General features: G+C 67.5%; 15 protein-coding genes and 3 pseudogenes. 14 read left to right on the plus strand and 4 right to left on the minus strand.

Annotated elements, in window-relative coordinates:
* Nucleotides 1-6: 6 nt before the first annotated feature.
* Entirely contained in the window at nt 7-387 is a 381-nt protein-coding gene (locus ACFXKG_RS36695) for a transposase (RefSeq protein ID WP_384848485.1), read from the minus strand.
* A 91-nt stretch (nt 388-478) separates the two neighbouring features.
* On the opposite strand from ACFXKG_RS36695, the gene ACFXKG_RS36700 reads away from it, so the two are divergent.
* Nucleotides 479-1,296 (plus strand): IS5 family transposase gene (locus ACFXKG_RS36700; protein WP_384848488.1). Its coding sequence is split into 2 segments (ribosomal slippage): nt 479-827 and nt 827-1,296, totalling 819 coding nucleotides; the frame shifts between segments, so codons are not numbered across the junction.
* 353 nt (nt 1,297-1,649) lie between these two features.
* On the opposite strand, the gene ACFXKG_RS36705 is transcribed toward ACFXKG_RS36700, so the two are convergent.
* Both ACFXKG_RS36705 and ACFXKG_RS36710 read right to left on the minus strand, forming a co-directional pair.
* A complete protein-coding gene (locus tag ACFXKG_RS36705; protein ID WP_384848491.1) occupies nt 1,650-5,534 on the minus strand; it encodes a type I polyketide synthase in 3,885 nt (1,294 codons plus the stop codon).
* A gap of 1,938 nt (nt 5,535-7,472) precedes the next feature.
* Nucleotides 7,473-8,562: pseudogene (locus ACFXKG_RS36710) on the minus strand (IS3 family transposase).
* 109 nt (nt 8,563-8,671) lie between these two features.
* Here ACFXKG_RS36710 and ACFXKG_RS36715 point away from each other — a divergent pair.
* Together ACFXKG_RS36715 and ACFXKG_RS36720 are read left to right on the plus strand one after the other, a co-directional pair.
* A pseudogene (locus ACFXKG_RS36715) lies at nt 8,672-9,562 on the plus strand (transposase); the annotation flags it as partial.
* A gap of 616 nt (nt 9,563-10,178) precedes the next feature.
* A pseudogene (locus ACFXKG_RS36720) lies at nt 10,179-11,098 on the plus strand (DUF5655 domain-containing protein).
* A 96-nt stretch (nt 11,099-11,194) separates the two neighbouring features.
* Here the strand turns inward: ACFXKG_RS36720 and ACFXKG_RS36725 are convergent.
* Nucleotides 11,195-11,941: a DNA-methyltransferase gene (locus ACFXKG_RS36725; protein ID WP_384848493.1), complete on the minus strand. Its 747-nt coding sequence runs from the start codon at nt 11,939-11,941 to the stop codon at nt 11,195-11,197.
* Between the two features lie 578 nt (nt 11,942-12,519).
* On the opposite strand from ACFXKG_RS36725, the gene ACFXKG_RS36730 reads away from it, so the two are divergent.
* From ACFXKG_RS36730 to ACFXKG_RS36780, 11 genes are all read left to right on the plus strand, one after another.
* Nucleotides 12,520-13,665 carry a C40 family peptidase gene (locus tag ACFXKG_RS36730; protein ID WP_384848496.1) on the plus strand — a complete coding sequence of 382 codons (1,146 nt, stop codon included), beginning with the start codon at nt 12,520-12,522 and terminating at the stop codon, nt 13,663-13,665.
* An 88-nt stretch (nt 13,666-13,753) separates the two neighbouring features.
* Nucleotides 13,754-14,062, plus strand: coding sequence for a DUF6112 family protein (locus tag ACFXKG_RS36735; RefSeq protein WP_384848499.1), 309 nt, complete (start codon nt 13,754-13,756; stop codon nt 14,060-14,062).
* Nucleotides 14,062-14,751: a hypothetical protein gene (locus ACFXKG_RS36740; RefSeq protein ID WP_384848502.1), complete on the plus strand. Its 690-nt coding sequence runs from the start codon at nt 14,062-14,064 to the stop codon at nt 14,749-14,751. The genes ACFXKG_RS36735 and ACFXKG_RS36740 overlap by 1 nt, the downstream gene beginning before the upstream one ends.
* A gap of 28 nt (nt 14,752-14,779) precedes the next feature.
* Nucleotides 14,780-16,168, plus strand: coding sequence for an ATP-binding protein (locus tag ACFXKG_RS36745; protein WP_384848505.1), 1,389 nt, complete (start codon nt 14,780-14,782; stop codon nt 16,166-16,168).
* 140 nt (nt 16,169-16,308) lie between these two features.
* Nucleotides 16,309-17,781 (plus strand): SCO6880 family protein, encoded by a 1,473-nt coding sequence (locus ACFXKG_RS36750; protein ID WP_384848507.1) that lies wholly within the window; start codon nt 16,309-16,311, stop codon nt 17,779-17,781.
* A gap of 34 nt (nt 17,782-17,815) precedes the next feature.
* Nucleotides 17,816-18,268 carry a DUF6238 family protein gene (locus ACFXKG_RS36755; RefSeq protein WP_384848510.1) on the plus strand — a complete coding sequence of 151 codons (453 nt, stop codon included), beginning with the start codon at nt 17,816-17,818 and terminating at the stop codon, nt 18,266-18,268.
* Nucleotides 18,269-18,294: 26 nt separating this feature from the next.
* Nucleotides 18,295-19,821 (plus strand): ATP-binding protein, encoded by a 1,527-nt coding sequence (locus ACFXKG_RS36760; protein WP_384848513.1) that lies wholly within the window; start codon nt 18,295-18,297, stop codon nt 19,819-19,821.
* 13 nt (nt 19,822-19,834) lie between these two features.
* On the plus strand, nt 19,835-20,308 hold the full coding sequence (locus ACFXKG_RS36765) for a hypothetical protein (protein ID WP_384848516.1): 474 nt from the start codon (nt 19,835-19,837) through the stop codon (nt 20,306-20,308).
* Between the two features lie 271 nt (nt 20,309-20,579).
* Nucleotides 20,580-21,158 carry a hypothetical protein gene (locus ACFXKG_RS36770; protein ID WP_384848519.1) on the plus strand — a complete coding sequence of 193 codons (579 nt, stop codon included), beginning with the start codon at nt 20,580-20,582 and terminating at the stop codon, nt 21,156-21,158.
* Nucleotides 21,159-21,255: 97 nt separating this feature from the next.
* Complete coding sequence (locus ACFXKG_RS36775) at nt 21,256-22,026, plus strand: hypothetical protein (RefSeq protein WP_384848522.1); 771 nt, start codon at nt 21,256-21,258, stop codon at nt 22,024-22,026.
* A 95-nt stretch (nt 22,027-22,121) separates the two neighbouring features.
* Nucleotides 22,122-22,343, plus strand: a complete 222-nt coding sequence (locus tag ACFXKG_RS36780) for a hypothetical protein (RefSeq protein WP_384848599.1) — start codon at nt 22,122-22,124, stop codon at nt 22,341-22,343.
* The last annotated feature ends 157 nt before the right edge of the window (nt 22,344-22,500 follow it).

A 22,500-nucleotide genomic window follows, 5' to 3' on the forward strand; every position in this document is an offset into this window, starting at 1 on the left:
CCAGCTTCAGCCAGTCACTGCGATGACCAGCGGCGGGTTCTCCCTCCCGCTCGATTCCTCAGCGCCTCGTGGCGCACACCCGGTGTCATCGATGATCAGTACCCCACCCGGACCGAGACGCTCGGCGACGTAGTCCCGCACGTCATCGCGAACGGCATCGGCGTCCCAGCGGGCACCATTCAACAGGTGCTGCAAGCCCGCCGGATCACGGTGGCCGGCCCATTCGGCCAGCTGCCACCCATTCTTCCGCCCGACCGGCGCCAGCAGCCCTCGCACGTAGTCACGCATCCGCCACCGCAGATCCACCCGCCCGAACCGACCACCCACACGAGCGAAAACCGACTCCAACTCAGCCTTCCAGCCTTCGACTTCAGATATCACGGTCATACCCGAACAACGACAACCAGCAGCTCAGGACACGAAATCTCACTGGAGTATTAGACCGTGTCCTATGTGGTGATCGCTCGTTGAGCTGCACATGGGGCGGGATACGTGGAGTTGGATTGTTCCGGACGGACTGTGGGAGATCGCGAAGCCGTTGATCCCGCCGTCGAAGGTGCGTGCGCAGGGTGGCGGGACGCAGGACACGCCTGATGAGACGCTGTTCGCGGCGATCGTCTACGTGCTGGTGAGCGGCTGTGCCTGGCGGGCTCTGCCGCCGTGCTTCGGGATCTCGAAGTCCACCGCTCACCGCCGCTTCGTGATCTGGTCCAGAGCCGGCCTCTGGGGTCGGTTGCACGAGGCCGTCGTCGACCGCATCCACGAGTGCGGCCTGCTCGACCTCTCCCGCGTGGTCCTCGACTCCGCGCACGTACGGGCGAAAAAAGGGGCGAACTCATAGGTCCGAGCCCCGTGGACTGGGGCAAGCCCGGTTCCAAGATGCACATCCTGTCGGACGCGGCCGGACTGCCCCTGGTCGTCGGCCTCTCCGCCGCCAACACCCACGACAGCCAGGGACTGAAACCCATGGTGGCCGGTCTCCACACGAGACACGACCCCGGCAACGGCTGGCATTATCAGCCCGGCAAGCTGCACGCGGACAAGGCATACGACATCCCTGAACTGCGAAAATGGCTTCGCCGTAAACGCATCGGCGTGCGCATCGCCCGCAAAGGCATCGAATCCAGCGAACGATTAGGGCGTCGTCGTTGGGTGATCGAGCGGACCATGTCGTGGCTGACCGGCTACCGCAGACTCAACCACCGCTACGAACGCCAATCCCGCAACTACCTGGCCTTCCTCGGCCTCGCCGCCGCCCTCTGCTGCTACAAACGACTCATCCGCCTCACCACATAGGACACGGTTTTAGAAGCCCATTTTCGGCCATGCCCCATGCTGGCGGGCTCGGACAGTGGAGTCGATCGACACCAGCCGGTCGACCTCACCGGCCCCGCCTCCCTCGCATGGCTTCCTGGAGCATCCGCCCAAAGATGCCATTCCTGTCTCATCGGCAGAAGCGGGTGCGCAGGATAGCCCAGGGTCCGTGCCTCTCTGGCACGTCCAGCCAGGCCGTGTCCGTCCGGGGAAGGCTCCGACGATCCCGTTGTGCCCCCGCTCCGACCCAGACAGCTAATGACGGACGAACTCCCAGTTGACTTACAGCAGTTCACTGCCGTAGTCCACCACGCGAGATCGTTGGACGACAGGCCCTACGGGCCGGTCCCCTCCTGCTGGCTCAGCAGCAGGGTCACGTGTGCGGCCAGCCCGTCCGCCGTCGGGTAGTTCCACAAGACGGTGACTGGCAGCCTGAGTTCGAATGCCTTCTCTAGGCGTGCGAAGACGATCGTGGACATGACCGAGTCGAGGCCCAGGTCAGTAAGCGGTCGACGGCGATCCAGTTCCTCCGCGGAAAGCTTCATTTCCCGCGCCAGGCATGTCACGACCTCTTCAGTGACGCGTGCGGCGAGGGCATCCCCCGACATCGACTGCCACGTTTCCCGGGAGAGCGTCCCGGTGGTGGCGGGCTCATGCGCGTCGGCTAGCCCCTTGTCCGCCGCGGCTCCGAGCTGCTCGAAGTTGTGGAGAGCCCCGAACCGCGCACCCAGCAGCCAGGCACGAAGGTGCCCTTCCTCATCACTGATCGTTATGTCGACGGTGTTCGTCGCCGGGTCGACCAGCTGGATGTCGACGTAGGAGGTTTCGGGAGCGTCGTCGGCCACGCGCACTTCGCGGATATGGGCGGGCATACGGACAGTCGGGGGGCCACCGAAGATGACCGGCGCGACGCCAAGCGCCGCGTCCAGCAGCGGGGCCCAGGTTACCTGATCTCCAGGCACCACCGGGGCGTGGATTCGGGCACGGAGGGATCCTTCGGCAGTCATGAGTTCCTTCACGGACCATGGCCATGCGATACCTTCAACGCCGATGGCATCCAAGCGGCCCATGACGATGGACGGGTCTACGGCTTCCAGGTCCCGCGACACCGTGAATGCGAACAAGCCTGGGGGGAACGGCGCGGCGCTTTGGCCCATCGTCGAGGAAGTGGTGTGCAAGAGCCAGTCGTGTGGATTGTGTACGCCCCCAATCGTCCGGGTGCTCAAGCGTAGGGTCTGGCCCTCCTCTACGATCTGGACTTCACGCGGTGTGCCGAGTGCGATCGGGAACTTCAAAGCCACGTCGAACAGCGCTTTGCTGCCGTCGTGGCCGGGGACGGCCTCAAGGAATGTATGGATGATGGAGGAGGCCGGGACGATCGACGTGCCGTGCAGCGCATGGCCACCAGGGAAGGGACGGTTGGCATCATCAAGGCGGGTGTTCCACACCCGTATTGGGGAATGCGTCGCCAGGTCGAGGGGCGGTCCGAGCAAGGTGTGACCAGTCACGTCGTGCCCCTGGGCCAGCACGGCGGCCGCCGGCAACTGTGCGTCCAGCCAGTGGCGGCGGTGCTGCCAGGCGATCACTGGAAGTTCTGCCAGTTGCTTCGTCGGGTAAATCCGGGTCCAGTCAAGGCTTTCGCCATGGACATGCAGGGCGCTTAGATTGGCGAGGAGCGTGCGCAGTTCAGGCTTGTTCCTGCGCAGAGAGTGTCCAACGTGAGCGCCCGTTGCCTTGAGCTGGGCGAGAGTCTCACTGATTGACTGGGCGACGACTGGGTGCGGGGATACCTCCAGGAAACGCAGGTAGCCGTCTTCGACGGCAGCTGTGATGGCCTTGGCTAGCCGAACCGGACCGCGGAGGTTGGCCGCCCAGTAGTCCGCATCTCGCAATGCCTTCGTACGCGCGTCCTCCAATGCCGTGGTGTACAAGCGGGTATGGGGAACTCGTGGGGTCAGTTCGCGCAGGCTCTGCCTGAGGTCGCCAATAAGTTGATCCATGTGGGAGCTGTGGAAGGCAACATTGGAATTGACCGGTTGAGTCAGTACACCTTCGCCAGCCAAATCCTGGACAAGTCCCGCGACAGCCTCGGGGTCACCAGACACCACGGTGGAGGAGGGGGAGGATTCGATCGCAGCGCAGAGCAACGGGTTGTCGCCGACCCGGGCCGCGACCTCTTCGAAGGGAAGGGCGACCATCGCCATGCGACCCTTCCCATCGACACGCTGCAGTAGGGCAGATCGGCGTGCACTCAGCCTGGCGCCGTCTTCGACGCTGAGGGCTCCGGCGACTACCGCCGCAGCAATCTCGCCTACGGAGTGCCCGACGACGGCGGCTGGCTGATGACCATAGGAGCGCCAGACGTCGGCCAGGCCGAGCTGGACCGCGAAGATCATGGACTGGGCGCGGTCCACTCTGTCGAAAGCACCACCCTCTACGATCGCCTGGCGTGGGGAGAAACCGAGCTCTTCGGTGAAGACGGGTTCCAGTCCGTCGATCGCCGCGGCGAACTCCACACTGCTATGGATAAGTTCGGCGGCCATTCCAGCCCACTGAGAGCCGTGTCCGGAGAAAACCCAGAGAGTCCCCTTGTTCGTCTCTCCGATCGCCTTCCCCTCGAAGGCCCCGTCCGAAAGTCCGTCCGTGCCCGCAGCCAGGTCGCGCAGCCCGGCTACCAACTCGGCTCGGCCGGCTGCCACAAGAACCGCTCGGTGCTCCAGGTGGGTGCGGCGCAGGGCGAGGGTGGCACCAACCGCCGTCAGCGGAGTGTCAGGGTGGCGCTCGAGCCAGGCCGTCAGCTTCTTGGCGTACGCGAAAATACCCGCACGAGATCGGTAGGAGAGCGGGTATACGGTCGGAACGTCTGATTCCTGCCGCCAGGCGCCCCCTTTTCTCCCCCTGTTCGGGGATATTTCTGCTGTTTCGAGCAGGTTCTCTTCCAGGACTACATGGCAAATCGTGCCACCATACCCATAGCCCGACACGCCTGTCCGGCGCGGCTGCTCTCCCTTAGACCATGCCCGATGTCGGGTCACCAGCCGAAGCCCCCACTCCTCCCACGGTATGACCGGATTCGGCTCGCTTGCCAGTATGGTCGCTGCCATCTCGGCCTTGCTGAGCATAAGAGTCGCCTTGATGATGCCCGCGACACCCGACGCCGGTTCGGCATGCCCGATGTTCGACTTCACCGAGCCAATCCAGCAGGGATCCTCCTTAGAGCGCTTCTGGCCGAACACATCATGTAGAGCCGAAGCTTCCATCGGGTCACCCAGGCGCGTGCCTGTCCCATGGGCCTCGATGTAATCCGCGGTCGCCGGATCTAGGCCGGCGCGCTCCCAGGCCAGGCGAAGAAGATTGCGCTGTGCTTCCGGATTGGGAGCCATGATCCCGCTGGTGTACCCGTCCTGCGCCACCGCAGAACCCTTGATCACAGCTACGACCCGGTCCCCGTCCCGGCGCGCCTCCGAAAGCCGCTTGAGCACCAGTACCCCGCAGCCCTCAGCGCGTCCGTACCCGTCCGCTTCTGCATCAAACGGCTTGCTGCGACCATCTGAGGAGAGCGCTCCCGCCGCTTCCAACGTCAGCGTGTACGCAGGCGACAGAATTATGTTGACGCCGCCAGCCAGCGCCAATGACGTCTCGCCATTGAGAAGAGCCTGACAGGCCAGATGTACCGCTACCAGGGAGGCGGAGCATGCGGAGTCGAGCACAAAGCTGGGACCATGCAGGTCCAGAGAATGGGATACACGGTTTGCGATGCCGGTCAGTTGGGCACCGATGCCGGTCCACGGTTCAATACGGGGCAGATCCTCCAGCAGCCGCCTGCCATAGTCGTCCGAACAGGTTCCGATGTACACACCCGCGTCGGACCCACCCACGGAGCCAGGCGCGATACCGGCGTGCTCCAAAGCTTCCCATACGATTTCTAGAACCAGACGTTGTTGCGGATCCATGAACTCGGCCTCGCGTGGGGCGATACCGAAAAACTCCGCGTCGAATCCGTCGACGTCCCCCAGAAAGTTGCCTGGCCGCTCGGCTCGACGCAGCGCTTCAGTGAACTCCGGGTTGATCTTCGTGTACGAGCGCCAGCGGTCTTCCGGCGTTGGCCCGACCGCGACCTTCCCCTGGGAGATGAACTGCCAGAACGATTCTGGCGAATCAATTCCGCCAGGAAATCGGCATCCAATGCCAATGATGGCGACTGATTCTTGGTCAAGCATGAGTGCCATTCCATTCAATCACGATATTCTTACGCAACCTATAAGTACTGAAGGGCATTCCGCAGGTGCAGCTGCGCGGCGGGCATAACTGGCCCGTGCTCGATAGAGGCCGTAGTGGTGGAACTACTAAGGGCCGGCACGGACGCGGTGCGCTGAAGGGCTTGAACCGCAGCAACTGGGATACATCGCCGGCGAAGCGCAGGTGACCCGGCATGTTGCGGCTGGGAGTGGAGCTGCCGAAGCGGTCGTCCAGATCGGCGATGGCCAGTCTGCGGTTCGCAACGGTGCAACTCGCTGAGGCGCTTCCATCCCCTCGGCCGCCACGTTGTACCGAAGTCCCGTGCAGCACGAGCAGCCGGTCCCGCGACTCCGTGAGCCCGTCGATGCCTCTCTGCCGACGATCACCCCGGCAGAGCTCAGCCGAACCGGTCGCCGCCATGAGCCCTGCCGTTCGGAGGAACCTGCACAAACAGAGCAAACGACGCTGACTTGATCGATAGATTCCACCCAAAAGCCGCTCAGCACTTGCAGAGTTCGGATGCCGATGCCTGGCGGCTCGATGCGGACGTTGTCGTTGGACTCCGTCATCATCAGGTCGTACCGATTGCGCAGATCGCCTTGCCCTTTACCATCAACCGCCCGTTCGAGTGCTCCATTAGCAGGGAACCCATAGCAATGCGGTAACGCTCATCCAAGTCGGAATGTCGAAACCTCTTCTCCCTGAGGCGGAGGGGCACCGCTGTCGGGTAGTAATGTACGGGCTCAATCGTGCTCAGCGTGGGCGTCAGCATGGTAATTCACCGATCAGGTGCTACCGCGCCGCAGCAGGCGATACATGACCGTCGACGCTAAGTGCCGTTAACTTGCTTGTCAACCCGTTGAGTTGGCCCTATGGATCCACGCCCCCTTCTCCACCTCGCATGGCTGTGCCGTACTGGCGTGCTGCTTGTTTCGTTCCAATGCCCAACAGCGGCTGCCCGGGATGTACTGGCGGGCGAAGTCCAACGGGCGCCGGCAGCTGCGTGTGTTCGCAGGAACATCGGTACTGGAGAAGACCGCGCCGATGGGCTGACGGCGACTGCGGCGAGGGTGTCGTGATGGGTTTCGACGCCGATGACGCCGTCGACTCGTTCTGCGATCACCGCCGCGCGGCCCTTCAGGGGCTGGACGACCGTGGTCGGTGCCGGCCTGGCTGGAGTCACGCGCGGCATGGCTGTGATGAGTCGCGTCGAAATGGCGAACAAACGACGGAGGGTGCCATGGCGCCCGGCGACTCCACTTTGCATCCTTGATTCTCCGAAGCCGAGGGTGCACGAGAGCGCATACAACGTTGTTGAGCAAACACCATTGGGTACAGCCGACCCTGGCGCTTGAGACTCTTCGACAGGCTCACAGGTGCATGGCAGGACGCACGAGCCCGCGACCTTCAGACGATGTCCGTCACTGCACTCGCAGCAGTCTTCCGGGAGCACCAGGCGCTGCCCTCCCAGTGACTTCCCACTCTCCGCCAGCACCTTCTCTGAGGTACGCCAGAGGAGTAGTTGCAACGCGTTCCGTAGACGAGTGGTCTTCCCGTATCAGGCAACGTTCATGGCAGAGGAGCATCAGAGCGGCATTCAGCGAGACCGAGGTGCCGAGCAGCAGAAACATGACCAGTGTCTGAGTGTTCACTCAGGCCTTTGCTCTGGTGGGTGGGATCAACTGTCCGCGGTTGACCCCACCTACCAGAGCAATGGCGCGAGGAGAGGACTCTATTCGGGCACGCCAGCCGAGTGTCCCGCTCGCTTGACTATGCTTGAATGTCGACTCCTTCAGCCCCCTCGATCCTGCGGGCACAGGTACCCTGCGTCCCTGGCCGCGCACTTCATCACGGACGGACCGTGGCAGCAGGAAGGAACTGGACACCGGGGCTTCCACCTTGCTCGTGGACACCGGTTGTCATGCAGCGATGGCCAGCGTAGTTGATCTCTGTTCGAATGCGACCGGCGCGAGGTAGCCGATCGTGGAGTGCCTGCGCTGGTGGTTGTAGAAGCCGAGCCAGCCGAAGACTGCGAGGCGGGCGGCTCGTGCGGTCGGCCAGCCACGCCGGCCTGGAAGGATCTCCCGCTTGAGCGAGGCGAAGAACGACTCCGCGGAGGTGCCGACCGCTCCCATAGATCGGAAGATCCCGGCGTGGTGGCAGGCGTCGGCGAACCTCTTCGACCCGTACTGAGCCCCGTGATCGCTGTGGAAGATGACGCCGTCCACCCGGCCGCCGCGAGTGCGGACGGCCGCGTTGAGCGCGTCGTTGACGAGTTCGGCTTGCATGTGATCGGCCATCGACCAGCCCAGCAGGCGACGGGAGAGCACGTCGATGACGGTAGCCAGGTACAGGAACTTCCCGCCGTCGATCGGCAGGTAGGTGATGTCGCCGACCCAGGCCCGGTCGGGGGCGGATGCGGTGAAGTTGCGCCGCAGCAGATCGGGCACCGCCTGGGCGGCGGAGTCCGGGACCATGGTGCGGTGTTGCCGCTTCAACCTCTGTCCCTGGATACCGTGTTGGCGCATGAGGCGCTCGACGCGCTTGCGGTTCACCATCGCACCGCCCTCACGGAGCTCGGCGGTGATCCGCTTGGCACCGAACGTCTTCCCGGACTCCGTATGGATCTCGCGTATCCGCCGGGTGAGCGCGGCGTCGGCGGCCTTCTTCGCGGCCCGCGCCGGGGCGGTCTTCAGCCACCGGTAGAACCCGGACCGGGACAGATTCAGCACGGTGCAGAGCCGCTTCACGCCAAAGGCGTCGCGATGGTCGGCAACGAACGTGAAACGGCTCGCCAGTTCGTCTCGCCCGCCGCCCGGCGCAGGATGTCACGTTCCATCTCCAGCTCGCGGACCTGCTTACGCAAGGCAGCGATCTCCGCGTCCTTGGTGGACTCCGCGAGCGCCTCGTTCTCCGCGGTCTTGATCCACTGCCGCAGCGTCTCGTGGTTCACGCCGAGCTCGGCGGCGGTGCGCAAGACGGGCCGGACGACAAACGGGCCAGCGCCACCGCGTCCGCCCGGAACTCCGCCGAGTACTTCTAGGTCCCCACACGGGACTCCTCTCCCTGGACTCAAGATCCAGTGTCGAGGTGTCCACGATCAAGGTAGAGGGCCCGTTTCGGGTTCCACCCGCTGCTGTGCTTCCTGGCCAACACCGGCGAGGCGCTGTCCGAGCGGCTGCGGCCAGGCAACGTTGGCGCCAACACCGCCACCGACCACATCGCGGTGTTCGACCAGGCACTCGCGCAGATCCCCGACGCCCACCGGCACGGCACCGACATCCTGGTCCGCACCGACAGCGCCGGATCCGCGAAAGCCTTCCTCGCTCACGTCCATGATACGGGGAAACGAGGGATCCGTACCTTCTTCTCGGTTGGATACGCCATCACCGAGCCGGTCTGCCGCGCTATCCGGGCCATGCCCGAGGACCTCTGGCATCCCGCCCTGGACCAGGACGGAATACTGCGTGACGGCGCCGAGGTCGCCGAGCTGACCGGCGTGATTGATCTGGACGGCTACCCGGCCGACACCCGCATCATCGTGCGCCGCAAGCGGCCACACCTCGGAGCCCAGCTGTCCCTGTTCGACCAGGACGAGGGCATGCGACATCAGGTGTTCCTCACCGACACCCCATACTCCGGGGGCGGATCCGCCCAGTTCCTGGAGATCCGCCACCGCGGGCACGCATGCGTCGGGGACCGCATCCGTTGTGGCAAGAGCACCGGCTTCGGCCGCTTCCCCTCCTGCGACTTCGGCGTCAATACCGTCTGGCTCGAACTCAGCCTCACGGCGATCGACCTGCTGGCCTGGACCCGTTTCCTGCTGCTGGACAGGGAACTGGCCACCGCCGAGCCGAAGAAGCTCCGATATCGGCTGCTGCACGTCGCCGCCCGCCTCACCCGCGGCGGTCGGCGTCTGCGCTTGCGGATATCGGCGACCTGGCCCTGGAGACACGAACTGGCCACGGCCTTCCATCACCTCGCGGCACTGCCCCGCCCCGCTGACTGACCAGCAACCCCCCGACCGCCCACGACCCGAAAGACCTTGGAGAACCCGACCACGCGCCGAGACTCCGCCATGCCCAGGCAACGAAATCAGCCGGTTCCTGACGGACGCGAGGCGGAGCCAGAACCGCTGCCGGTCGAGGTGGGCCGGATGAACCCCCGCCTGGATGGACGGGTGTATCTCCCACCGAGCGGCGGCCCGTACGGCCAGGGCCCGGAGACGGGAGGTGCAACGGTGCGCAGGCGTCCATCACAGACCCGTACGAGTCAGCACACCTACGGCAGACGGCGGAAGGTCGAGAAGAGCCCAGTACACGGCTGGGTACCAGGTACGGGCCCAGAGGGCCCCGACGCTGAGTACCGCAGCAATTGAATGAACAGCCCCAGCCTCGCGGAACGTTCATCACGCACACGGGAACGATCTCCGGCGAGCCACAGAGACGCTGATCAGTCCCATAGGTGAACCCCCTGTCAGATCGCCCCTCGCACAACGGGCACCGCAGGCGCAGTCACTCACTGTCCGACCCGTACGAAGCTCCCATCCTCAGCTTCGACGCGACGGAATAACCACAGGCCGAGTTCCATTGCTACTCCTGTAGCGATCACGGGAGGGGACGCTGGTGACCGATCTGAAGCTGTTCCGGCTGGACACCGATGGCCGGGATGTCGAGCTTCGGGGCTCCACGGTGGCACTGGAGGTGGAACTCCAGCGTCGTATCGAGGCGGGGCTGAAGTCCATGCTCGGCATCCGTCTTCTGGCTTCCGAGTACCCGACGGGGCCGTGGCACCGGGGTCGGATCGACACGCTCGGTCTTGACGAGAACAACACCCCTGTGGTTATCGAGTTCAAGAAGGGCTCCGACAGCGGGGTGCTGTCGCAGGCCGTCTCCTATCTGTCCTGGCTGGAGTCGGCGCACCACGAGTTCGAGGCGCTCGTGCGGAAGGTGCTGGGCGCGGAGGCCGCCGAGTCGATCGACTGGCGTCGACCGCGGATGGTCTGCATCGCGGCCGGCTTCTCTCACCACGACCGCGTGGCGAGCGGATCGACCTGGTGCGCTACCGCATCTTCGAGGGCAATCTGCTGGGCCTGTTGCTCGTGGACTCCTCACCCGGCTCGGCGAACGCTGCTTCGTCTCGGCGAAACCGGGAACGGGAGACGGCGGCCGTCAGCGTGCCGTCAGTCCCGGTGCCTTCCGCAGCGTCGGGCGCGGGTCTCGTCCCGGCGTGCCTGCGGGACCTGTACTCAGAGTTGGACGACGCACTCACGGCGTGGGGCGAGGTCGAGGTGGCGCCGCTCAGGCACTACATCGCTTACCGGCGGCTGGCGAACGTCGCCTCCGTGATCTTCCGTCCGAAGCACGAGGCGATCCTCGTCTACCTCAGACTCGCCCCGGAGACCGTCGCATTGGAGGAGGGCTTCACCCGGGACATGCGCGGCATCGGACACCTCGGAACCGGGGACCTGGAGGTCCGCCTCGCCTCGGCGGCCGACCTGGAGAAGGCTGCCCCTCTCATCCGGCGTGCGTTCGAGGCGGCGTGACGCAGACAGAAGGGCGGCTGGTGCATCGGTTACTCGATGCGCCAGCCGCCCTTTGGCGTCTGTGGTTCCCGGGCCCCGGGCTCTGCGCTCTCGTGATCACTCTTCCGGTCCCGCCAGGACGAAGTCGTGCTGCGTCAGTTCCGCGCGGAGCCGCTGCTCCGCCACGTCGGCGTAGTGCGAGGACAGCTCGACCCCTACGAACCGGCGTCCCTCGCGGAGGGCCGCGATCCCCGTGGAACCGCTGCCGGTGAAGGGGTCGAGGACGGTCCCGTCCTCAGGGCAGATCTGCACGAGCTGCTGCATGATCTCGACCGGCTTCTGCGTGATGTGCACCCGGTCCTTGCGCGGCTGCGAGGCGATGAAGTGGCCCGGCAGGTACAGGTCCCGGTCCTTGGCCAGGCTTCCCTTGACGCCCCAGGTGATGAATTCGGCCGACTGCTTGAACCCTCCCTTGCGAGGCCGGCTGGCGGGCTTGATCCACGGGATCGTGCCGCTCCAGGTCCAGCCCGCCATCTGCAGGGCGTCGGACGTGGTCGGCTCCTGGCGCCAGTCCGAGAAGACGATGGCGACCGAGTGCTCGGTAGAGGCCCGGTATGCCTCGGTGAGCAGCGCGGTCAGCCAGCTCCGATAGCTCCTCTGGTCGCGGTTCTCTCCGGGGAAGTTCTGGAGGTCGTGTGCCGAGTTGCTGGTGACGTACTTGGCTCGTGCGGTACGACCGGTGCGGTCTGAGCTGGTACGTCCGCCGGAGTTGTACGGCGGGTCGGTGATCACGGCGTTGACGCTCTCGTCCGGCAGGGTCTTCAGTACGGTGAGGGCATCGCCTCGGTGCAGCGTGTAGCTCATGTGCGGGGCCTCTTTCAGGGCACGGCGGGGACTGGACCCGTTCCGGATGTCGCTCAACAGCGGTCGCGTCGAGCGGGGTTGCGCCGGAGGTTAGCCGCGAAATCCGGCCGCGCCTAACAACCGTGTCGCTGGCCGAGGCCGCTGCCGAGGGCCGTTTGGTGCGGCCGGATTCCCGGTCTACTGTCTCGCCATATCACCGGGGCAGAGCAGCGCTCCACCCCTGATGACCTGTGCTTATCCGTGCTGCTTCGTCCAAATGAGCAGCGCGATAGGCACATTGGCGCCCCGTCCGAACAACCGTGAGGAGACCCGGTGTACCGCCTGAGATTAGGAGCGCGGCTGGCTGCCGCGCTTGACCCAAGACCGTTGTCCAGGAGCTACCAACTCCTCTGAACCGGGCCCGCCCTGAGAGGCGGATTCACCTCGGCGCGGTGCCGACGGCTTTGCACGAGAAGTCGGCACCGCGCCTCCTACGAACCACGAGGAGCCGCTGCGATGCAGCATGCCCTGACACCCCCGCGCCCCGACCCAACACCGCTGTCCGGCGGGCACCGCCGTACCGGTGAACGGCAGCGGCGATGAAGAAGACCACCGGAGCCGTCTTCGGTCTCTTCGCGTCCGGCCCGCTTCTGCTGGCCGTGCCCATCCTCGCCGTCGGTGCCGGGACGGCTTCAGCTTCCTGCTCAACCGACGGTACACAGTCTGTGGATACCGCCGCCGTCGCCTCGCAGGTGAAGGCCATCCTGGACGGCGGCGAGAAGGGCTCGGTCTCCGTGCCTGGCTTGGACGCCCCGGCCGACCAGGTGCCCAACGCCAAGACGATCCAGGCCACCGGGGTCGCGATGCACATTCCGGCGCGGGGGCAGGTCGTCGCCCTGGCGACCGCCCTGCAGGAGAGCGGCCTGCGGAACCTGACCTACGGTGACCGCGACAGCCTGGGCTTGTTCCAACAGCGTCCCTCGCAGGGGTGGGGCACGGCGAACGAGATTCTCGATCCGGTCCACGCCTCGACCAAGTTCTACGAGGGGCTGCGGAAGGTCTCGGGCTGGGAGTCCCTGTCCATCACCCAGGCCGCTCAGGCCGTACAGAGGTCCGGGTTCCCGGAGGCGTACGCCAAGTGGGAGCCGCTGGCCACCGCCTTGCAGAAGGCCATCGCGCCCCTGCTGCCGAAGTCCGACGGCGCGGCGCCGAGCCCGTCTCCGTCTGGCTCTGCTGACACCGAAACCGCTCCGTCGGACACTGCGGGCGGTTGTACGGCCGGCGGGGACGGAACCGACTTCGGAATCATCCCTCCGGGCGCGGTACCGGACGGGTACAAGATCCCGGCCGATGCGCCGGCGAAGGTCCAGACGGCGATTCGCTGGGCGCTCGGCCAGCTCAAGACGCCGTACCAGTGGGGCGGGAGCTGCACCGACTCCCACGGACCCGACCCCATGGGCCGGTGCGACTGCTCCTCCCTGATGCAGCAGGCGTACAAGGCCGCCGGGGTCACCTTGACGCGGACGACGTACACCCAGGTCAAGGAGGGCAAGGCGGCTTCGGCCGATGCCCTCAAGCCAGGTGATCTCGTCTTCACCGAAGGAACGGCCGACGTCCCTGAGCACGTCGGCATGTTCATCGGCCAGGGCCTGATCGTCCACGCCCCGCGCACCGGTGACGTGGTCCGTATCGCGACCCGCGCGTCGTGGAAGTCGCAGATTCTCGCGGTCCGCCGAGTCGTCTGACCGGCGCTTCTCCTTTCCCCCTTCTTCTTGCACCGCCCGCTCCGCCCTCTCGGGCTTCAACGTGCATTAAATCGAACTGGAGTTCGTAATGTTTCTCGCCGACAAGGTCATCCAGCTCGCCTACGATCCCGGGATCAAGCCGAACGAGGGCGGCCTGCCGGGCCTCGCGGTCCTCAAGCAGGTGATCGGCTCCGTCAACCTCTTCGGCATCATCGCCGTGGTGGGCGCGCTCGCCGTCAGCGCGGGCGTGTGGGCGTGGGGCCACCACTCCGGTGGCCACCAGGCCGAGGCCAACGGCAAGAAGGGTGTACTGGTCAGCGCTGGTGCGGCCCTCCTGCTGGGCGCCGCGAACGGCGTGGTCGCGTTCTTCAGCACGCTCGGGACGCAGGTCCACTGATGCCCTCCCACTCCTCGAACCCCGGCGGCGCATCTCGCGTGCGCCGCCGGGCGCTGCTCGGCACCGCCGTACTGATGGTGCTCGTCGCCCTCGCCGGCCTGGCTGCCTACCTCACCCGCGATGGCAGGGGCTCCTCGGAAGCCGATGCTCCACCCGCGAGTTCGCCCTCGGCTTCCTCGCCGAGCGCCTCCCCGTCCGGGTCTCCCCCGCCGAGGTCAGACCCTTGGTCCCTCCCGGCTCCACCGGACACCCACGACCCGATCGCGTTCGGGAAGGCCGCCGCCGACGCCCTGTGGTCCTACGACACCCGCGCGTACTCCCAGGCGGAGCTGCGGACCGCTCTGCACGGGTGGCTGACCGCCGAGGTCAAGTACGCCGATCCTGACTCGGTCGACGCGGTCGTTCCTTCCGCCGCTCTGTGGAAGGAAATGGCCGCCAACGATCAGTTCGCCACCGCCAAGGTCAACGAGGGCCACTTCCCCGACTCGTTCACCCAGGCCCTCCAGGCGAATCCCGGAACGATCACGCAGGCGTACGTCTACGCCGTGACCGTCTCCGGGAAACAGTCGATCGCCTGGAAGGGCTCGCCTGCCGGTGGTGCGGAGAACCGCGTCACCACCCTCGCGGTCCAGTGCCGCCCCTCCCGCCCCTGCGCCCTGGCCGGTGTCATGCCGTCCGTCGCGCCCTGACCGTTCCATCCAGAAAGGAGGTATCGCCATGGCTGTCTGCGACCTACCGCTCATGGACCAGGTGTGCGGTGCTGTCGATTTCGCCACCAACCCCGGCGGGGCCGTCACCGACGGCATCGGAGCATGGATCGCGAAGTCCGCAGGCGAACTGGCCGCCACCGCTGCGGATCTCGCCGCGAAGGCCGTCAACGAGACCACCGCCATCGATCTCAACGCCGGATGGTTCAGGGACAACTACGAACTGCTGCTGCCCATCGGGCTCGCACTGACCGTCGGCACGTTCTGCATCCAGTTGATGTTCGCGGCCTGGCGGCGGGACGAACGCGCCCTGGCCCAGGCCGCGATCGGCACCATGACCGGCGTCCTGTTCAGCTTCTGCGCCATCGCCTTCACTTCCGTCGCCATCACCGTGGTCGACGCCTTGTCCGACGGGCTGTTCCAGGCGGCCAACAGTTCGGTGGAGGACGCGATCCGCCGCGTCATCAAGGTCACCGAACTGGGGGCGATGTACGGCCTGGGCTGGGGCGTCCCAGCCTTGGTCGCCCTAGGATGCGCGATCGGCGCGTTCCTGTACTGGGGCGTCATGGTCGCCCGCAAGGTCGGCGTCCTGATCATGGTCTCCCTCGCCGTCTTCGCCGGAGCCGGCGGCGGCTGGGAAGTCGCCAAACGCTGGCGCCGAGGCTGGATCGAGGCCACCGCCACTCTGGTCGTCTCCAAACTCCTGATGACCATCGTCTTCCTCATCGGCGTTTCGGCGATGGGCAAGTCCGATGCCACCGACGGCATGGCCGCGCTGTCCGACGCGATGGCGGGCATCGTCGTGATGATCCTGGTCCTGCTCTGCCCGTACGCGACGTACAAGTTCGTCCACTGGGCGAGCGACGGAGGCGGGCACGACGACGTGCACCGTACCGGCGTCGCCGGCATGGCGGTCGCCGCAGGTGCCGCGAAGACCGCGGGCAGTCTGGCGATGCAGGCCAGTACCGGTACCCCTGCACCGCAGGGGCCGAGCCAGGTCCCCGGCGCGGGCAGCGACGGTGTCGCCTCCGGCATCAACCCCACCGGCGGCAACCTCAGCAAGGAAGGCATCGACGCCGGACCGCCCAAGCAGCAGACCAGCTTCCGGTACGGCGAGGACCCGAACGCCTCCGGCGACAAGGGCCGGGCCCTGATCCAGCGCCCCGGCATCCCGCCGCTCATCACCCGACCCGGTGAGGGCGAATCGGGGGGCGTCGAAGGAGAAGCGGGCGGCCAGTTCGTTGCCGCTCCGGCTGGGGGCAACAGCATGAACCGCGCTGGCGCCGCGCCACCGGCGGCCCCCGCCGCAGCACCGCCGTCCTCCACGGGGCCTTCGGCAACCGGTTCCCCGACGCCGAAGAACTGGGTGCATCCCAGCCAGCCGCCTTCGGGTTCCTGACCCATCACCTCCGGGGGCGGGCTGCACCCGCAGCCCGCCCCCAACGCCCCGCACCACCGATCACCAGAAACGGAGCCCCATGACCTCCAGAAGAACGCCCCGCGCCCCGCCCCCGCCCGCTCCCACCGTCTGGAACCACCATGTCCAACAAGCACCAGGCCGAAGCCACCACGGCCACCGTGAAGTTCCCGCACCGCTCGCGGCGCGGCATCCTGCTCGGCCTGACCGCCTCGCAGCTGATCGTCGTCAGCCTCACCGGCCTGCTCCTGCTCGCCGTGATCCTCACCCGCGGCGTGGTCGGCGCCCTCGAACTCATCCCGGTCTGGGCCACCATCGCCCTCCTCGTCTTCGTCCGCCACCGGAGCCGCGCCCTGGCCGACTGGGCTCCGATCGTCACTCGGTACACCCTGCGCCGAATGCGGGGCCAGTTGGTCTGGCTCACCCGGCCTTCCCGCCGCCCGATCCGCGAAGGTCTGCTCCACCTGCCCGGCACGGCGGCGAGCCTGCGCGTGGTCACCGCGCCCGACCGCCGGTACGGAGCGGTCCACAACCCCCACACCGGCACCCTGACCGCCGTGGTCAAGGTCTCCTCGCGCGCCTACGCGCTGCTCGACCCGGGCACCCAGAACGCCAACGTGAACGGATGGGGTCGCGCGCTGGCCGCGCTCGCCCGCACGGGCCAGGTCGCCCGGATCCAGGTGATCGAGCGCACCGTCCCGGACTCGGGTGACGCGCTGCGCCGGTACTGGGAGGAGCACGGCCAGCCCCATGCCCCCATGGCGGGTGCGATCTACAGCGAGCTGATCCAGAGCGCCGGCCCGGCGGCGGCGCCGCACGAGGCGTACGTCGCGGTGTCCCTGGACGCCAAGGCCGCACGGCGGCTGATCAACCAGGCCGGAGGCGGCCTCACCGGGTCCTTCAGCGTCCTTGCACAGCTGACCTCGACCTTCGATCAGGCCGCGCGAACCGCAGGGCTCAACCCCACCGGCTGGCTCACCGCCCGCGAGATCGCGACCGTCGTGCGAACCGCGTACGACCCCAAGGCCCTCGCGACGCTTGACCGCTGGTCCACAGCAGGGCATCCCGAGGCCGAGCCCGCTGCTGCCGGTCCGGTCGTGGTCGTCGAGAAGGCTGACCACATCGCGACCGACTCGGCCGTCCACGCCACGTACTGGGTGGAGAACTGGCCCCGCACCGAAACCTCGGCCGGCTTCCTGCACCAGCTCCTGTTCACCGCCGGGGTCCGGCGCACCCTCTCGCTCTCCTACGAGCCGAAGGGGCTGGACGCAGCCCTGCGCGACGTCCAGCGGAAGAAGTCCAGCGTGATCGCCGATGCCGCCGAGCGAGCCCGGCGGGGCCAGGTCGACTCCGAGGCGGACTCGATCGAGTACCAGGACATCAAGTCCCGGGAGCGCCAGCTCATCGCGGGCCACGCGGATGTCGCCCTGACCGGCCTGCTGACGGTTTCGGCCGACTCGGAGGACGAACTCCGCTCCGCCTGCGCCGTCGTGGAGACCGCGGCCGTCGGAGCCCAGCTCGACCTCCGGCCGCTCACCTGGCAGCAGGCCGAAGCGTTCACCGTCGCCGCCATGCCGCTCGCCCTCGCCGCCTGATGCCGGCCCTCCCTCCCCCCGAAAGAGCACCCCCATGTCCCGCACCGCCAGCCCGCCCGCGCAGGACTTCGTGCCCTTCGCCACTGCCGCGCTCGACTTCCACCGCGCGCTCAACATTCCGGGCGGCCCCCTCGTCACCGCCCGCGCCGAGCTTGACGCCCTGCACGCCCACCTCGTATCGCTGCACGGCCTGCTCGACGCCCACGCCGCCCGCACCGGCCAGCTCGTGCCGGTCGAAGGCGACCAGCTCCGGGCCACCCGCACCCGGATCTGGCAGGCAGCCGACCACGTCCACGCCGCGTACCACGCGGCACCCCGGCCGGACTCCGGCGAGGTGCCCGAACGCGAGGCATGCCAGGCCGGCCTTCCCGAGGGTGCACCAGAACTGACCATCTGCCAGCGCCACCAGCGCACCGCGCACCTGGTGCGCCGCCGCACCACCCCGGCCGACCTGCACTCCCCATTCACGGGTCTCGTCCGCCGCTGACCCGCCTTCCATCTGGAGAAACGTTCATGCCCCGTACCCGCGCCAGCGCCTCCCACCTGTTCGTCCCCCGCAAGGCATCACGCGCCGAGCAGCGTGCCGCCCGCGCAGGCTTCGCCGAAGCCCGCCGCCAGGCCCGCCGCGCCGGAGCACCGCCGAAGCACCGCGCCGAGGAGCACCTCGCCCCGGAGCTGCGTCCGACGTATCCGCCCTCCGGACGCCCCGGCTCCTCCTCGGCTCGGGGCGGCAAGCTCAGCCTCCCCTCCCACCGCATGACCACGGCCACCGTCAGCGGCGCCTATCCGTTTCTCGCCGAAGGCGGCCTGGGTGCCGAAGGAATCTTCATCGGACGTGACGTACACGCGGAGGCCGCGTTCTGCTACGACCCGTTCTCGCTGTACAGCAGCGGACGGATCGAGGGCTTCACGAACCCGAACGCCGTCCTTGCCGGGATCATCGGCATGGGCAAGTCCGCGCTGGCCAAGTCGATAGCCACCCGGGCGATCGCCCATGGCTACCGGGTTTACGTGCCTTGCGATCCCAAGGGAGAGTGGACGGCCGTCGCACATGCCCTCGGCGGCTACAGCATCGCGCTCGGACCGGGGCTTCCAGGCCGGCTGAACCCCCTGGACGCTCCGGCCCGACCCTCTTCCGTGAGCGAGGGCGACTGGTCGACCGAGGTCCGAAAGCGCCGCCTCCTTCTCCTTGCCGGCCTGGCGCGCACCGTGCTGAAGCGCGACCTCCTGCCGATGGAACACACCGCCCTGGACCTCGCGCTCGACCTGGTGGTCGCCGAGGCCGACGCCAGGGGAACCGTGCCGCTGCTCGGCGAGATCGCGCACGCCCTCGGATCGCCCGAGCGCCTCGACCGGGCCCTCGGCGACCAGGCCGGACGTATGGGACCCGCCTCACAGGACCTCGCCCACGCCCTTCGCCGACTGGTGCACGGCGACCTGAGCGGCATGTTCGACGCCCCCTCGACGGTGGCCTTCGACCCGACCACCCCGATGCTGTCCATCGACCTCTCCCGCCTCGGCGGCTCCGGCGACGACACCGCCTTGGTCCTGGCCATGACCTGCGCCTCGGCGTGGATGGAGTCCGCCCTCGCCGACCCGGACGGAGGCAGGCGCTGGGTGATCTACGACGAGGCATGGCGGGTGATGCGGCACGTCGGCCTGCTGGAGCGCATGCAGTCGCAGTGGAAGCTGTCGCGTGGCCTCGGCATCGCGAACCTCATGGTCATCCACCGCCTCAGCGACCTGCTCAGCGCAGGCGATGCCGGCTCGCGAGGGCGGGTACTCGCCGAGGGCCTGCTGGCCGACTGCTCGACCCGCATCATCTACCGGCAGGAACCCGACCAGCTCACTGCTGCCGCTTCCCTGCTCGGCCTGACCGGCGTCGAGACCCAGGCCGTGTCCGCCCTGACCAAGGGCCGGGGCCTGTGGAAGGTCGCAGGCCGCAGCTTCATCACCCAGCACATCCTGCACCCCGCCGAGCGAGAGCTGTTCGACACCGATGCCCGGATGTCTGACATAGCTCAACTAGTCATTAAATAAACGGAGTTGAGACATGTCGTCGACCGTACCGCGACGGGGCGACCGAGTCCACGTAGAGGGCGCGGACTCGGGCCCGAGTCCGCGCAGCACGGCACCGGCCGACGGCTGGGCCGACCGCCTTGCCGCCGCCCGACCTGATGAGTTCGCCTCGGTGTTCCACCGGGCCCTCACGGACGACTTCGGCGCGGTGGCCCGGCTGCACCAGATGCTCGAAGCGGCGTCGGAGTGGTGTCGCACGCACGGGGTCCGGGGCAGCGCCTCCGAGTTGGACACCCTGACCGACCGCCTGACCGATCTCGGCGAAGAGCTGCACCTCGTGGGGGGGGAGAGCCTCGACCACGAGATCCACTCCCGCTCCCGTCGAACGGCAGCAGCAGCTCGCGTCTCCCCAGCCGTGGCAGTCAGCGGCCACCCCATGGGTCGGCAAGCCCCGGCCCCCGACCTCATCTCGCCCTCTGCCGTCCGCTCACAACCGCGCTCGCGGTAAGCAAAGGCGCAGGAAGAAGGATCTACCGTGCCCGAAATCTCCGCACCCAACGAAGACCAGGCAACCGCGGCACTCCCGCCGCTTCGCTTCCTGCACCGCCTGCGTCCAATCAGTCACCCCCGCGTCGCTCCCGCTGACGCTGGTAACACAGAGTTCCGGCACCACCAAACCGGCCGATCTCCAGATCCTCGTGGAACGCCAACACCTTCACCGTCCCTCGGCCGTCGGTTCGCGCCGTCGACCGCTGGGGCACCCGGTCAAGGAGAGGTCCATGCAATCTGACCAGCCTTTGGTCTCCCTCGATACCGAGGGCACTCACGTCACCGCGCACGTCAGCGATCCTCCGCTGCGCTTCGCAGCGGCATCCGTGGAACGGGAGCACGGGTACGGACACGTAACCGCCCCCCTTCGGCAGCGCGGCCTGGAGTGCACCGTCGAATACGGCCTCAGCGACTACATCGTCCACGTCGGACTGCCCGACGGCAGCGCGCTGATCATCTCGCCACCCCAGGAGCCGTCCACCGAGCATCCACCCGGCCATCCGGAGAGCTGGTTGGTGACCCGTGGGCACCCCGACGACTCCGCAGTCCACAAAGTGATCTACGACTCGGAGCCGGACGGCCCCCACGCCCGGCACGGCGGCAGTGTTCCGAGTCTGCTCGCCGCGATCGACTCGCGCCTTGATCAACTCGGCGTGACTCCCCGGGCGGACACTGCCTCGCCACGGGCGAACGCCGCTCACGCGCTCTCGCCGACCGCCCAGCGCACGATACCGGCACCACAGCCAGCCGCGTCGGCCATGCGCCCGGCGCTGCCGCCCAACCGCCCCTCGTCCGCCCCCGGTCGCTGACCGCTTCCCGCCTCGGAGTCCACCATGGCCCGCCCCACCAGAACCATCCCGACCCTCGACCGCCCCGGCCACCGAGCTTCCACGGGATGGATCTGCCATGCCCAGCCACTACGACGTGTTGCCCGACCTGGCCTTCGGCCGCCACCCCGTCTACGGCATCGTCGCCGCGAACCCGAAGAACCTCGCAGCCAGCACATGGATGCTGAAGGGCTTCGACTTCCAGCCCGTCCCAGACCAGCCGACGCTGTACACGCTGGCCAATCAGAACCGTGACGGTGAAGGTCGTACGACCCGAGCAGTCGAGCTGCTACGCAGGGCCGGCTACCGAGTCGACGTGGACGCCGCGCTCGACCCCTCTCTGGTGCACGATGCAGCACCGGTCCCCAGCCGGGGCCCCAATGGTGAACCTGATGTCGCCATCGCCGAGCACCCGCAACTCGGCATCGTCGCCGCTACCAGCGACCACTCCTCCTCACTGAGCGGTCGACTTGTCCTGGAGGAACACGGCTGGCGGCTGAACCCGGATCTGGACATCTACACGCTGCCCGCCACCGTCGACCGCAGCGAGGCCCTGGAGAAGGTCGCCAACGCCACGGTGTCGATGCACCGATCCGACCTTCAGGTCGCGGTGCAGCCGCGCCTCGCCCAGGACGTTGCGGCCCGGCGCCCTCCTGCGCCCGCGCCAGCCACACGTCACGAGCGCGGTCAGGGTCTGGCCACCCGCAAGTTCCCCGTCAGCGCCGCCGCGCTCGCCGCCAGCCCTGCCCGCGCCGGCGTCCCGGGCAGGGCTCCGGTTCCCACTCCCGCCGCGTCTGCTCCTGCGGCCCGGCCGGTCGACCCGCGCGTCGCGTTCTCCCGCAACCGCTGACCCAAGGCCCGCCTCGCCTTCGCCCAACACCCCACCGCTTTCCCGCCACCTCCGATAGGAGATCCGCCGTGCCCGAAGCTCCAGCGGAGCCGTTCATGGCGATCCGGCACGCCATCACCGGGGAGATCACGACCACCGGCTATAACGCCGCCGCCCGGCGGATCCTGCTCCAGGCCGGCTTCGAAGAGGCGCCCGTCTGCGCCTGCCGGGCGACGGAACCCGGTACGGAGCGGACGCACGGGCCTGCTCGGCAGCCGGCGAGCTGCTCGTCGCCGGCCATCCCCTGCACCTGGACCGAGCCGGGGGTCGGCCGGTGAGCGCCGACGGTACGCACCAGTTGGCCCGGTCGCCGATGCCGGCACAGTCCGTGATCCCTCCGAGAGCGGCCAGCCTCTCCCACGCATCACCAACCCCGCCCGCACCCAGACCTGTTGAAGGACCCTCGTTGTGACCACACCCGGACGGCCTACCAGT

It is taken from the genome of Streptomyces sp. NPDC059255, from assembly GCF_042752355.1.
GTDB lineage: Bacteria > Actinomycetota > Actinomycetes > Streptomycetales > Streptomycetaceae > Streptomyces.